The sequence below is a fragment of the Rhodohalobacter mucosus genome (assembly GCF_003150675.1).
Lineage (GTDB): Bacteria > Bacteroidota > Rhodothermia > Balneolales > Balneolaceae > Rhodohalobacter > Rhodohalobacter mucosus.
On sequence record NZ_QGGB01000003.1, the window covers coordinates 134,138 to 148,022 of the forward strand.

The following is a 13,885-nucleotide window of genomic DNA, read 5'->3' on the forward strand; positions in this document are numbered from 1 at the left end:
AATCTACTAAAACCTGATCAAAAAGATACGTTTTGATTTTACGGATATAAGGTTGCGTATCAGGTAAGCGATACAGTACGGATGATGGTTTTGCAAGAGTCGCCTGTAGGTATCTTTGCCAGATAGTGCCGGAACGAATCTGCTTCGGATGACACATATCAAAATCGACAATCTCACTTTGATGCGGCTGGTTATCTCATTGTAGCACGGTTCATCCCCCGATTTTCTACGGTTCGTGAGATCAGGCCCTCGCGGTAAACCTAGAAAAATGAAAACACAGGGAGAGGGGACTCAAGGCGAGATGGCCAAGCTTCTGACACCGGGTTAAGGTAAAAGTTATATTTTCAATTCGCGGAAGCCGGAGTATTTTGGATTCACCATAAGAGCAAAGAAACTATTGCAAATATCGTCAGCGCATCGGAATTTGAGACGCTGACTTGACGTTAGAAAATTGGCCCGCAATACAATAGAGGAATTTGAATGGTCATTTTTAAAAAGTACAAAACCTGGTGGTTTGTCTTGTTTGTTCTCACCATCGCTGTCTCTTTTATCACTGCGGGCACTCCGAGCTTTACCGGACTTTTATTCAGTATGCTTGGGCACTTTGCATTTGCAGCCGTGGTTTCAATTCCCCCTTTAATTTTCTACTGGTTTATTAAAAAACCACTGTCACCGGAGGAGTACATGGCAACGTTTACAGTGGCCTGGCTGATCCTGGCCGTTGCCAATTTACTGGTTATGTAAGTCTGTTACTCTGCGCTGCAGACAGATGATTCCGGATTCAGATTGCAAGAATCCACTCCAGATCCTACCCCTGATCCTCAAAGATCTCCTCAATCGGCAAACCAAAGAGCCGTGAGATTTTAAACGCCAATGGCAAACTGGGATCATACTTGCCCGTCTCAATCGCGTTTACCGTCTGTCTTGAAACGTCCAGCTTTTCAGCAAGATCGGCCTGTGTGAAATCCCTTTCCGCACGCAGTACTTTCAGTCTGTTCTTCATTTGTATCGCCTGTATCCGATTACGACAGCTGCCATATAGGTTAAACCCATAAAAATAACGAGAAATGAAATCTCGGCATCTGCTGCCATCAAATTGGTGGTGTCCATTAATGAGTAACTGATTCCGGCAACAAGTGTGGCTCCGAGCGTAATTCCCATAGCTTGCAGCTGGATTTTTTGAAGCATCTCATCCAATGACGTTATGTGGTGAATATTGGCGAAAATCATACCTATTCCGACCAGAAAATTTATTCCGATGGCTCCACCGGTCAGCACCGTCTGGCTTTCCCATACAAATACAGGTCCAAATGCCGCCAGTGCGGTGGAGAGCACCCACGCTATCGTCCATATCGCAAGTGTCTTTACAGACTTTTTGTTTGTTTTATTCATAATCAAAATGTAATTGTTATTTGTCATATAGTAAAGCTTACTTTACTCATGATAGTGCGATTTGAGAACAATGTCAAGCGTGCTTTACAAAAATTAACTCTAGGACAAATGAGGCACAATTACGCTGCAGCACGTAAGACCTGCTTCAGCCTTGGCAAGCTCCGACTGATCAACGGTAAGCAGATCATATCCAAGTTTTTGCAATACTTCGGCAGTACCCGGAAAAGAGATGGGAGTGAGGGCGGTGTTATTCTTTCGCATCACGTTGGCGCCAAACGGCTCGGAGGGGTGAACTGGAATGGACCGGCATCCTTCAAAAATTGCAGGATCAATCCATTCAGGATTCATCAGGATCAGATCTTCTTCGATAGCAGATACAGCCGTTTTAAGATGCAGGCATCCGGTAACCGGAACGGCGACGACTTTGTAACCGATCGGACGGGTGATTTCAGCTACCTGCTGTATAGCGTGATGATTTGTCCGGCCGGAGCTTCCGATGTAGATCGTTTTTCCCAGAACCAAAACATCCCCGCCGTCAAGGGTGCCGGGGCTTGTGATGGGGTGCAGAACACGATACGCTTCAAGAACGGATGCCATGCTATCTGTTTCAGCCCGCCGCGATTCTGCTCCCGGTCTGGCAATAATGGCAATTTCAGGAAGAACAAAAGCCGTATCCTCTACAAATACTCCGTCGGGGTGGTCCGGTAAATCAGGCAGCCGGAGAATAGTATAGCCCATTGTCTCGAGCGCTTTTTCATAGGCCTGATGCTGCTCTGCGGCTTTGGCTATATCAATAGGTGACCGGTTCAGGTGGGTGAGTTCACATTCGGCAAGAAGAGGGCTCACGTTACGTGTAAGAGCGGTGGATTTCATCCGTAAAAGTTTTGGATGTTGAGTTTGGCAGCCTTATGGTAAGGCTTTTGCCCATTATTGGCCATTTGTAAACAAGCTGCAGGTTTGTGCCGGCAAACAGCCAGCAATCCTCACTTTTCCGATTGAGATTTAAATTTGCCTGGAGGTGCGCGTGTAAGGGCTTACGTTATGCAATCGTGATGAAATCCCCATGCTGTTTTAAGAACATGAGGATTGTGAAGCATGTTTGAAAACAGCTAAACCAACAAAATAAGAATAACGGGATTATCATGAGTCAAACATTTGACTACGTCATTTTGGGAACGGGTCAGGCCACCGGCACATTGCTGGGCAGGCTGATCCCGGAAGGAGGAACCATTGCTGTGATTGAAGGGGGGAGAATCGGCGGAAGCTGCGTCAATTACGGATGCACCCCCACAAAAACACTGGTGGCCAGTGCAAGGGCAGCACACATGGCACGCCGGGGGGAAGAGTTTGGATTTAAAACGGGCGACATTACGATTGACTTCGACCGTGTACGGGAGCGTATGAATAAAATTCGGAACAGCTCGAGCAATGGCCTTGAAAACTGGATGAAAAACACAGACTCCGTAACCCTGTTCAAGGGGTGGGGAAAATTCACGGGCCCCAAAAGCATACAGGCGGGAGAACATACCATAAAGGGCGAGACCATTTTCGTCAATACAGGTACACGGCCCTTCAAACCACCCCTAAATGGGATAGACGATGTTCCGTGGATGGACAGTGCCGGACTGTTGGACCTGAAAGAGCTCCCGGAACATCTGGTCATCCTCGGAGGCGGGTATATCGGCTGTGAACTGGGGCAGGTGTACAGACGGCTGGGCTCCCGGGTAACCATTCTGCAGCGCGATAATCAGCTGATGCCAAGAGAGGACAGCGACCTGGCGGAGACGGTTGAAGAGATTCTTCAGAATGAGGGTATTGAGGTGAAAAAGGGAACGGAAGCCATAGGAGTAAGCGAGTCAGATGACGGGATAACCGTAAGCCTGAATAACGGGAAGGAAGTTCACGGCTCACACCTTTTGGTAGCAGCCGGAAGACGCCCCAACAGTACAACGATAAATCCGGATGCTGCGGGTATCATGCTGGACAAAAAGGGTTTTATCAAGGTGGATGATCACTGCCGCACAACGGCGGGCAACATTTTTGCGGTCGGGGATGTTAACGGTGAGGGAGCATTTACCCATACGTCCGTGAATGATGCTGAGATTGTTTTGGATCTCCTTTTTTGCGGTGACAGGGCCATTTCAAAACGGAATATGATCTACAGCCTGTTTACCGACCCACCGCTTGGAAGGGTGGGTATGACCGAAAAAGAAGCCGTAGCCGCAGGATACAACGTGCTCAGGGCCATTCGTCCAATGAGCAAAATAAGCCGCGCAAAAGAGATGGGAGAGACTCAGGGATTTGCGAAGCTTCTTGTGGATGCGGATACCGACCTCATTCTGGGAGCCTCCATTCTGGGGCCCGGCGGCGATGAGATCATCAATATGTTTGCAGCCATTATGCACAGTGAAATACCCTGTCGTGAATACAGGAAAGTGGTTCTGGTGCATCCAACCGTGTCGGAACTGATGCCATGGGTTCTTGATGGCCTTGAGCCCGTTTCGTAACTCTGCCACGCCTTTTTTGCAGCAATTGCACAGAGTAAAAATATAGTTTCTTAAAGCTTTTTCTCCTTCAGTACAGACAGAAATGACGTCATGGTCTCGGTCCAGCCCTGTACACAGCTGTTATAGAACCCGTCGGCAGACTCATCCTCAGGAAAACCGGTTTGCAGGACGGTGATTACGGTTCCTCCATTCTCTTTTGAAAGTGAAAACTCCAGCTGCAGATCTGTATCAAATGGCAGGTCTCCTTCTTTTGAATGGTATTGGAAATCGGATAGTACGAGTCGCTCAGGTCTGATGAGCTCCGAAATCGTCGCAATTGAGATGTAGTCCGGATTGTCGATGTCTTCACCCCAGGTTATTGCATAAAGCCCGTTTTTCTCGGGTATCACAATTGCGGTTTGAGCAAACCACCATGTACAAATCTGACTGGGAGTGAGGAGAGCATCAAAAACATCTTCCGTGCTTCTCTGAATGCGATACGTTTGCTTGATTTGTCTGGACATACTTTAAGGACCCGGTCAGGTTTTTTTGCATTATTAAAACTATCAGCCTGCCTCATCATAAGCTTATTTGACCCAGAGGTACTCTCCGTTTACTCTGTTTCTGATTTGGGGGTGCCTCCCTTCGTAAAGAAGGCCACAACGGCTGAGGTGATGACTCCCAATACCAGGGCTCCGATCACCCCTTGCCGGATATAGCTCCTCAGATTGAAATATCCCTCTGCCTCCTCGCGTGACATCAATCCCTCACTTACCGTATACTCGATGATATTCGGAAAATAGTCGGGCGCTATGAATGCAGAGATCAGGTATTGTGTAACCGGACTCAGCAGTGCAACAATCAGGGTGATGATTAGCCCCGAAATAAATCCTTCTTTGTACGTCATTACTCCGCTGTAGTCATTTTTTCGCTTGTCAAGCAGTGCAAACACATAAACGGCAATCGCAATGACCGCAAAAACATTAGTGTAGATCATGTGTTTGTCGATATGCGTACTGTGCAGTCCCGTCAGCCGCTCTATGAACATCCACCCAAGAGAGGCGGCAATGAAGATAAGAGCCCATTTTACTTCAGTTTTACGGTTTTTCATTATGTTTTACTTAGAGTCAGGAGTTGGAATGAAGCCCAAATGTATTGCCTTCGCTATCCATGCACATAGCAACATACCCAAATTCACCGATTGAGAACTTGCTTTTCAGCACCTTGCCTCCGGCTTCTTCAACGCGGTTCTCCTCATTGCTGCAGTCGTCGCACGCGAAATAGACCATCACGCTGTTGCCACCCGGTTCCACTCCATTTGCCTTGACCAGGGCTCCGCTTGCATCGGGCTTATCCTGAACCATCGGGAAGCTCATCATCTGAAAGGAATTCACATCATCCATCTCGCCCGGAACCTCGAGCTTGTCTAACTGAATATTCAGTACCTGCTCATAGAATTTCCTGGCACGATCCATGTCGCTGACATAAATCTCAAACCAGTTAACGGGATTTTTCATGACTTTCGGTATTGATTAGTGTTGTTTATGATCTTATGGGGTACAGATATCGCTCTGTTTTTCCACCCCAGAAGAAATCACCTGGGGAAGAGGCTTACGTGTACTCCAGAGAAATCAGAAGTAAAATGTTCAGAAAAAAGGTTTTTTTACTTGTCATATGGCAAGAAATCATTCGTTTCCCTTACCCAGCTCTTTCCGGATTCTGCTAAGCGAAGTATCGGTAACCCCCAGGTAACTTGCGATATATTTCAGGGGAGCCTGCCGAATAATTTCGGGTTGCTCCTTTTGCAGAACCAGGTACCGTTCGGTTGCCGAGTCGGTGATCATCGACAATGATCGCTGTTTGGATATGAACAAAGCGCCCGACATCCATGTGCGACCCCATTCTGAAAAGCCATGAACAGTATCGAAGAGCTCCTGAAACGTGTTTAGGCTGATCCTCCAGCAGACGCAGTCCGTTAAGGCATGTATATTTTCCCTGGTGGGTGTTCCCAGGAACAGGGATGCTACCTCAATGGCGATATCACCCGGACTGAAAAATCCCGTCGTTATCTCGCGTCCCTGGTCATTTACAGCAAAAGCACGCATCAGCCCGCTTTCAAGGCAGTAGTAGTGTTGTGAGGTTTGATTCTCACGAAGAATAAAATCCCCTTTCGTAACCTGAACCTTATCGTGAGCAGATATAATTCTTTCTACGCTTTCATTGCTGAGTGCAGGGTGAGAGTAAAATCGATTGAGTATATGAGGATCTGACTGATTCAATAGATTCGTTCATTCTTGGAGCCTGAAACCTATTCTGATACTTGTATGTAGTGAAATAGATGATGAATCTCAATAATGCGGCCGGTTGAAACAGATGAATTTGATTTGATAAATATTCTGACGTAATTGGAGCTGAAAAGTTAATCCATACGTATCTTCTGCCATGTCATTAAAAAAATTCACGTCTATCCTGTTTGTTCTTCTAAGTGTGATATCCTTTTCAGGATGTATTCAGTTCAATGAAAGCAGTACGTCTCAAACGGTAGCGATCACGGGAGCCACGCTTTTTGATGGCAACGGTGGAGAGCCTGTAACCCAAAGTGTGGTTGTGGTTAGCGGAGGAGTGATTGATTGCATCGGTGCGGAGGGCGACTGCTATATTCCGACAGGAGCAGAGGTGGTTGATGCCTCCGGTCAATTTATCATGCCCGGCATGATCGACGTACACATGCACTTTTTTCAGACCGGCTTTTTTGACAGCCGTCCGGATGGAATGGACCTGAATGATACCTATCCGTTTCCCGAAGTGGCCGCCTATCAGCAGAAGAATCCGGAACGGTATTATGAGAGTTATCTCTGCTCCGGAGTTACCGGCGTATACGATGTTGGCGGAGCCTCCTGGTCCATAGCTTTTCAGGATCATGCCGAAAACCATCCCATGGCTCCGCACGTGGCTGCAGCGGGACCCCTGATTACACCGGCCCAGGGTGCACCATTCGATCTGCCCTCCGATAAAGTGCTGGTGCCGCTCAATACCGTGGATGACGGAATCAAAACTGTTCAGTACCTGTCGGAACTGGGAAGCACAGGCATCAAATTCTGGCAGCTTGATGCAGGGGATGAAGCATTCATGAGCAGGGTGGAAGCGGCGGCAGAAGAGATCGAAAGGAGAGGAAACCAGATGATTGCTCATGCCACCACTCTTGAACAGGCCAAAGCCGCACTTCGGAACAATACCAAACTGCTGGTGCACAGCGTGAGTGACACGGAAGTAGACAATGAATTTATTGAACTGGCCCTGGCTAACGGAACCGTTTATAATCCCACGCTAATTGTGAGCAGCGGATATCTCCTGGCCTACAGGGCCGCTGCGGGAATTGAGCCGTTTGAGATTGTGGATCCGAACGGCTGTGTGGATGATAAAACCAGGGAGCTGATGGAAACCGCGTCGCAGTTCAGCGATAACCCAAGATTTACGGATGGGTTTCTGAACAGAATCCGGAATTTTGACCCGGAGACAAACCGTGTGAATGAGATTGATGAAATAAATCTGATGAAAGTATATGAAGCCGGCATTCCCGTTGCGGTAGGCACCGATGCGGGCAACCCCGGAACACTGCACGGTATCTCCATCTTTGACGAATTGGAGGCCATGCAGGATGCAGGCATACCGGCGGAAGATCTGATCGTCATGGCTACCAAAAATGGTGCACAGGCGATGCGCCGCCTGGACGATTTCGGTACCCTTGAGGAAGGAAAACTGGCAAATTTATTGATTCTGAATCAGGATCCGTCTGAGGACATTTCGAATATGCGTTCAATTAAGGAGGTGATGGTGAAAGGGGCCTTTTTTAGTGAAAAGTGAAAAGGCAAAAGGGAAACGTCAGACGTCAAACGTCAAATGTGAGACGGGAAGAACGATATGCGATTCGAGTCCTGAGTGGAGTCGAAGGGTGAGGTTTGGGATTGTCGATCTCAGAAGTACATTTTTCCTTGAACCTTAACCGATACAACTCAAAACTCAAAACTCAACACTCAAAACTCACTCGCTAAATCACAAGCCTCAGCGACACATACGGAAAAAACGGCGACTGATCCACGCGTTGTAGTACGCTGTAGTCAAAATTGAAGATGTTGCTGCGATTGTAGAGGTTGATGGCCCCGGCCTGCGTCTCGAGTACCAGACCGTTTTTTAACTGAATGTCGCGGCTCAGTGAAACATCCAGGCGGTGATAGGTTGGCATGCGTCCGTTATAGGGTTCACTGAAGAGAATGCGTGCCTGTCCGGGATCTGTTTTGGGGTTTTCAAAAGGCAAACGCAGAAAAAAGTCATACCCGAAGATCTCAGTGTAGGGTTTGCCGCTGCCAAACTCCCAGCGCGTATCCAGGTTGAAGCCGGCAAGCTCAAAACCCGCAGCCACATTCAGCTTGTGGCGCTGATCGTGCGCGGGTGAATAGGAAAAAACGGGTTCCTCAACCCAAGCTCCCAGATCGCCGCTCACTGCCTCATATTCCGATTTGGACCAGCCGTAAGATATGGTTGCGTAGTATGAAGATCGCTCAAGCATCATTTTTACATCAGCACCAAACGTAAGCCCTTCTGCCCGGGCCGTTTCGATCTCAATCCGGGGTTCCGGGTTCCATTTTGAAACAGGGACATTATCATGCTGCTTAACATATCCTTCAGCGTTGAACGATAAGAAATTGCCAAGCCTTTGGTTGACTCCAATCATACCGTGAAGGGATGACGGAAGAGGGTTGTCAATTTCAACGGGCTGGTAAACCATAAATACGGTGCCTGCGTCCCGTTCATCACTGATTCCGGAGTGGGTTTGCACGTACCTGCCTGCCGCCAGTGAGAGTTGTGACCGGTCACTCTGACCCGGCTGCCAGGAAATGCGAATCCTGGGTTCAAAGGTGATGGGCATATCGAGCGTGAACTGTGAGGAGACGCCGGGATAGAAGGTGAGGCCCGTTGCGGGTTCCCATTCCGTAGCCAGATACATGTGTGTCACCGGCATCTTACGGTTCACGCTTTCAAGTGAAATAAATCTGGAAAAACGTTCATCCAGCTCAACGGAATAGCTTTTTAAATTAAAGCTGAACCCCAGATCCACCGGCAGATTCATGAGCTGCTCACGGATATCCACTTTCAGGTATACCTGGCCAATAGAAGAGAAACGCTCGCGCTGTCCCGGTGATCCCTCTTCATTGGCATACCGGGTGTAACCTGCCGAAACATTGAACGGATGGCTGAAAAATTCGGAATATCCAAGGCAACGGGCACCAGCTGCCACATTGGTCCACTTGTGATCCACGTTGCGAAGCGGGACGATTTCACCGCTGTCGTAGGTGTACAGGCCTGTAATGCTGCATGTGATATTCTCTCCCTGAATGGTATACCGGCCCGTAAAATCTCCAAACCGGATATTCTGATCCTCGCCGGTCAGGCTACTGCCGGTCCGGTCAATCAGCGAGTAGCGCCCGCTCAATAAAAAGGAGGAACGGTCGGTTTTAAAAGGGCCCTCAGCCTGAAGTGCCGTCATGTAGGGGCTGACCGACGCCGCGGCCCTGTGGTCTCTCATATTACCGGGACGCAGTGCAATATCAAGAACTGCGGAGGTTGCATCGTTAAATTTCGGGCTGAAACCGCCGGAAAACAGATCGGCATCCTGAATCAGATCGTCCGGAAAGGCGGAGAAGAGGTTGGATATGTGAAATGGTTTTACAATCGGCATATTATCTACAAGCACCAGGTTCTGGTCGGGCGTGCCTCCGCGGATGTAGAGATCTCCTCCGCGATCGCCGCTGGTAATTACACCGGGGACGGTTTGTAAAAACGTAGCCAGGTCGCCTCCTGCCACAGGTGAAGGAGTTCGGGAAATTTGCCTGCTGGTTATCCGCTGCACGCCCACTTCACCCGTTGTTATATAGCGTTGCTCGATCACTGTGAGCTCACCGATCTCTCCGACAGCCGGATTCAGTACGGCACGAATAATTTTTCGCTCGCCACCGGCAAAGGTGAGCAGTTCCGTGTAGGGTTCAAAGCCCACGTACGAGATTCTGAGCTCGAGTTCGTCACGAACGGGCACATTCCGAATTTCACAGAGTCCGTCGCGGTCGGAGATGCAAAATAGCTCGGGAGCTTGTTCGGATCCCGGTTCTTCCAGAATCACCGTAGCCCCAATCAGTGGAGTGCCGTCTTCGCCGTTCAGCGTAAGCACCCTGAGCAGTGCCCCGTCCTGTGCCTGAACGGCTTGAACCGTCAAAGTATAGAAAATAACAGAGAGCGCTATGGCAATTGTCTTCTTCACGAACAGTGTTTGTTTATTGAGACGCGTCTATAGGGATGGCCAGCGTATCGGCATAGAATCCGCCGAATTGCCGTGTGGTTTGCAGAATATTGGTCAGGTCCTCATTCAGTTTTTCATAAAAACCGGGTGAGTAGTGTGCTATGGCAACATAGATATTTCCTCTTGTAAGAAGGGAAGAGCATACACCAAATGTGCTTGCGATCCCCTGAGCTGTAATAAGCGGATTTACGGTGATACTGACCCGGTTCGTGTAGGTGGATGGCCCCAGTTCAATCAATCTTCCCCATCTCCCTTTTTGGTCAGGCGTATCCGGTTCCAATCCAAATCGAATAACAAGTGTGCCGCCGTTCATTGGGTCAAAAACCAGGTTTAATGGTGTGGTGCAGGCATCGTTTTCCCTGTTTACCTGCGGCACCGGAAGGGTGGGAGTGACAGTTTCAAGTTCTACCAGGTCGCCGTTCGAATTTTCCACTCTGAGCAGATAGGGAGTATCGGGAACCACACCGTCACTGACCTGAAATGTGTGAAGATACACCCCTTCAAACTCACGAACGGTGCTGCCCAGCGTGGTGCTGACACCCGAACGCAGATTTTGAAGTGTAACCACTGCATCCAGGTCTTCGGTGGCTTCTAAAGTAAAGGGGGCATTCAGGTCTCTAACACGGATATAGCTTTTCTCCTCCAGTAGATCCAGGGTTCCGTGGATGGAGAAGGTGCCGTTGTCGGGGCCGGATGGGTCAAACGAATTGTCGCAAGCGATAAACAGAAAGGGTGTCGCCACAACAAAAAGACCCCAAAAAAGAAAGCGGTTTACCGGAAGTTTCATGCAAAACAATATACTGGTACTGAGTGTAAAAAAAATAGCATAATGATGCGATGAGGGGGGCGAATTTCAGGTGGGTGGTTGTTCGTTGTTCGTTGTAGATAGGGTATTAAAATACTGATAAAAATTGACATAACTACGAAAAAATTAAAATTTTGCTCACGAGAATTCGGGACCTTTTGCCTTTTCAAAACTCAAGACTCAAGACTATTGACTACCAACCACCAACCTCTAACAACTAACTCAACACTCAAAACTACTTAGTCGTCGGCCCGCCCATTTCGGTAAACACACGGTCAACCGGCTCCCAGAGCTCTATCTTGTTGCCGAAGGGATCCATGATGTGCACGAACTTGCCGTAGTCGTACTCGGTGATTTCATCCACAACCGTGACGCCATTCTCCCGGAACTGCTCAACGAGACCCTCAATATTCTGAACCCTGTAATTGATCATAAATGGCTGTTCGGAGGGATTGAAGTATTCAGTATCTGCCGAAAATGGACCCCATTGCAAGTAATTGATTTCATCCGGACGATGGGCATTTCGGAACTCAAAAGAGGAGCCATATTCGTTGATCGTAAGGCCGAGATGCTTTCCATACCATTCCCGAACTTTCTCAGGATTTTTCGTTTTAAAAAAAATGCCGCCGATACCGGTTACTTTGGGTTTCAGATCTTTTTGGTTCATTTTTATTGAGTATTGAGTATTGAGTATTGAGTATTGAGTATTGAGTATTGAGTATTGAGTATTGAGTATTGAGTATTGGGTATTGGGTATTGATCAGGCAAAAGGCAAAAGGCAAAAGGCAAAAAAGCTAATGGGTTGGCAGATGACTCAATTCCTAAAGTACTTAAACACCTTAACACATTAACACCTTTTCACTGTCAGAACTAACATACTGTTGACCTGACACACTGTGAAATGACCAGTCCTTCTTCTGTACTAACTGATCTTTCCCGGAATCCCTCGATGCAATTCTCAGCGTTGTTCCAAACCTCGCCTCGGGATTATCCTTCTGTACTCTTATAACCCCGCGCTTCGCACGGGGCTATTGATGTTTAACGCCTCCGGCGTTAGAGTCGTGGACATCTGCTAATTGGACATTGTAACTGAATTAGACTTCATGCTTTTTTGACTGTGTTTTTTGCAAAGCAATGCGTAAACAAACAAACTTGCTCGGTTGCTCGGTTGCTCGGTTGCTCGGTTGCTCGGTTCCCTCAAACTTCCCATCCTTCCCGATACTCCCTGCCGACATATTGATTGGCTTCTTCCAGGTTGGTGATTCGCATATTTTCACCGTCCCACAGCAGTTTCTTCCGGCCGAAGTATTCCATTCCGCCGCGGCTGTTTTCCCTGCGAAGCATATAGCTCCGGATCGCCAGGTTGCCCATCAGCACGGTTTCGGTCATCGGACCCGCATAGTCAAATGATGAAGTGAGTGCACGGTGCTCCGCGCTGTCGTATCCGGCTTTGCAGGCATCCACCCACATGCGCTGGTGACCGTATTCGGGTTCTTCATTCTCTTCGGTTTCCGGACCGAACTCCGTGGTGCCGTCGTTCAGGTAGAGCTTCGGCATCAGCGGCGAGCTGTCGTTGATATTTGTTGTAATAACGCCATTTTCGCCAATAATGAGAACCCCGTTGGCGCTGCCCGGTCCGCCCATATCGTGGTCGGGTGGAATGATCTCCAGCCTGGAGGGACGAATACCGCCATCACTCCATGTCATGGTTATGGGGCCCCCGGTTTTTTCCGTTGCATCGTAGTGCATGGTAATAAAGGAGGACGCCGGGCAACCTTCCGGATGGTAGTCGGGTGTCCACATACGAGTAAAAATGGTGCCCACACTGCATTCAGCATCGGTGGGATAGGTGAGGCCCAGCGTGCGGTAGGGAATGTCAATAAGGTGGCATCCTACGTCGCCCAGTGCACCGGTACCATAGTCCCACCATCCCCGCCAGTTAAACGGATGCAGTTGCGGAGTATACGGGCGATAGGCTGCGGGACCCAGCCAGAGTTCCCATTCCAGGTCGTCCGGCTTTTGGGAGGGATCGGGTTCGGGCATCGCAAAGCCCTGCGGCCAGACCGGCCGGTTGGTCCAGACCTTTACGTCAGTGATATTTCCCAGAACGCCTGAGTCCACCCAGCCCTGAACCATACCCAACAGAGGATTGGATGCTCCCTGGTTGCCCATCTGGGTCACAATACGCTGTTCACGGGCCATTTCGGTTAGCAGTCGTGCCTCCCGGATATTGTGTGTTACGGGTTTTTGCACATAAACGTGGATGCCGCGTTCCATCGCAGCTTTTGCAGCCGGCGCATGAACGTGGTCGGGGGTGGAGATGGTAACTGCATCAATATCAGGTTCACGGTCGAACATCTCGCGGTAATCATGGTAGCGCGCAGCATCCGGGAAAGCCTCCACGGCGCGCGATGCCGATCCGGAAAAGTGTACATCACAGAGTGCAGCAACCCGTTCGCGTCCGTTCACGGTTGCGTTCGATATATCGCTGAATCCTTTTCCCCCGGCACCAATCGCTGCAAGGTTCAGCCGGTCGCTGGGTGCGGTATAGCCAATGCCTCCCAGGACATGGCGTGGAACAAATATAAACGATGAAGCAAGAGCACTTTTTTTGATGAATTCCTTGCGGGACAGAGCCGATTTTTCTTCGTGGTCGTTTTTCATTTTTGCGCTGGATTAATGAACAATTTGGAATATATGGATGACGATAAGGGCGATCTGTTGTATACAATCTTCAGCTGATGGATATTCAGCATTTCAGACGGATAAATCAAAAAAGGTTCGCGCTATGGATTTCATATTTGCATAAGAGTTTTGTATATCAACAAGAACTCCCCGCAAAAATTAAAA

General features: G+C 48.8%; 14 protein-coding genes. 3 read left to right on the forward strand and 11 right to left on the reverse strand.

The genetic code is table 11. The annotated features are described in order from the left end of the window. Positions 1–480 precede the first annotated feature (480 nt). Entirely contained in the window at positions 481–744 is a 264-nt protein-coding gene (locus DDZ15_RS03780; RefSeq protein WP_109645046.1) for a hypothetical protein, read from the forward strand. Positions 745–808: 64 nt separating this feature from the next. On the opposite strand, the gene DDZ15_RS03785 is transcribed toward DDZ15_RS03780, so the two are convergent. From DDZ15_RS03785 to DDZ15_RS03795, 3 genes are all read right to left on the reverse strand, one after another. Further along, positions 809–1,003 carry a helix-turn-helix transcriptional regulator gene (locus DDZ15_RS03785; RefSeq protein WP_109645048.1) on the reverse strand — a complete coding sequence of 65 codons (195 nt, stop codon included), beginning with the start codon at positions 1,001–1,003 and terminating at the stop codon, positions 809–811. Further along, positions 1,000–1,392, reverse strand: a complete 393-nt coding sequence (locus DDZ15_RS03790; RefSeq protein WP_109645752.1) for a hypothetical protein — start codon at positions 1,390–1,392, stop codon at positions 1,000–1,002. The genes DDZ15_RS03785 and DDZ15_RS03790 overlap by 4 nt, the downstream gene beginning before the upstream one ends. A 99-nt stretch (positions 1,393–1,491) precedes the next feature. Next, positions 1,492–2,265 carry a dimethylarginine dimethylaminohydrolase family protein gene (locus tag DDZ15_RS03795; protein WP_109645050.1) on the reverse strand — a complete coding sequence of 258 codons (774 nt, stop codon included), beginning with the start codon at positions 2,263–2,265 and terminating at the stop codon, positions 1,492–1,494. Positions 2,266–2,534: 269 nt separating this feature from the next. Between DDZ15_RS03795 and DDZ15_RS03800 the strand changes: the two genes are divergently transcribed. Continuing rightward, positions 2,535–3,899, forward strand: coding sequence for a mercuric reductase (locus tag DDZ15_RS03800; RefSeq protein WP_109645052.1), 1,365 nt, complete (start codon positions 2,535–2,537; stop codon positions 3,897–3,899). Between the two features lie 50 nt (positions 3,900–3,949). Here the strand turns inward: DDZ15_RS03800 and DDZ15_RS03805 are convergent, their stop codons facing one another. The 4 genes from DDZ15_RS03805 to DDZ15_RS03820 form a co-directional block, all read right to left on the reverse strand. Further along, a complete protein-coding gene (locus DDZ15_RS03805; protein WP_109645055.1) occupies positions 3,950–4,402 on the reverse strand; it encodes an SRPBCC family protein in 453 nt (150 codons plus the stop codon). 89 nt (positions 4,403–4,491) lie between these two features. Continuing rightward, entirely contained in the window at positions 4,492–4,989 is a 498-nt protein-coding gene (locus DDZ15_RS03810; protein ID WP_109645057.1) for a DUF4199 domain-containing protein, read from the reverse strand. Positions 4,990–5,005: 16 nt separating this feature from the next. Next, complete coding sequence (locus tag DDZ15_RS03815; RefSeq protein ID WP_109645059.1) at positions 5,006–5,395, reverse strand: VOC family protein; 390 nt, start codon at positions 5,393–5,395, stop codon at positions 5,006–5,008. Positions 5,396–5,563: 168 nt separating this feature from the next. After that, positions 5,564–6,157: a Crp/Fnr family transcriptional regulator gene (locus DDZ15_RS03820; protein ID WP_199222871.1), complete on the reverse strand. Its 594-nt coding sequence runs from the start codon at positions 6,155–6,157 to the stop codon at positions 5,564–5,566. 163 nt (positions 6,158–6,320) lie between these two features. Here DDZ15_RS03820 and DDZ15_RS03825 point away from each other — a divergent pair, with 163 nt between their 5' ends. Further along, positions 6,321–7,742, forward strand: coding sequence for an amidohydrolase family protein (locus tag DDZ15_RS03825; RefSeq protein ID WP_109645061.1), 1,422 nt, complete (start codon positions 6,321–6,323; stop codon positions 7,740–7,742). Positions 7,743–7,926: 184 nt separating this feature from the next. Here DDZ15_RS03825 and DDZ15_RS03830 read toward each other — a convergent pair whose 3' ends face one another. The 4 genes from DDZ15_RS03830 to DDZ15_RS03845 form a co-directional block, all read right to left on the reverse strand. Beyond that, positions 7,927–10,191 (reverse strand): TonB-dependent receptor, encoded by a 2,265-nt coding sequence (locus DDZ15_RS03830; RefSeq protein ID WP_158278614.1) that lies wholly within the window; start codon positions 10,189–10,191, stop codon positions 7,927–7,929. Positions 10,192–10,204: 13 nt separating this feature from the next. Beyond that, positions 10,205–11,017 carry a hypothetical protein gene (locus DDZ15_RS03835; RefSeq protein ID WP_109645065.1) on the reverse strand — a complete coding sequence of 271 codons (813 nt, stop codon included), beginning with the start codon at positions 11,015–11,017 and terminating at the stop codon, positions 10,205–10,207. 253 nt (positions 11,018–11,270) lie between these two features. After that, entirely contained in the window at positions 11,271–11,702 is a 432-nt protein-coding gene (locus DDZ15_RS03840) for a VOC family protein (protein WP_109645067.1), read from the reverse strand. A gap of 530 nt (positions 11,703–12,232) precedes the next feature. After that, entirely contained in the window at positions 12,233–13,699 is a 1,467-nt protein-coding gene (locus tag DDZ15_RS03845) for a Gfo/Idh/MocA family protein (RefSeq protein ID WP_109645069.1), read from the reverse strand. Between the last annotated feature and the right edge of the window lie 186 nt (positions 13,700–13,885).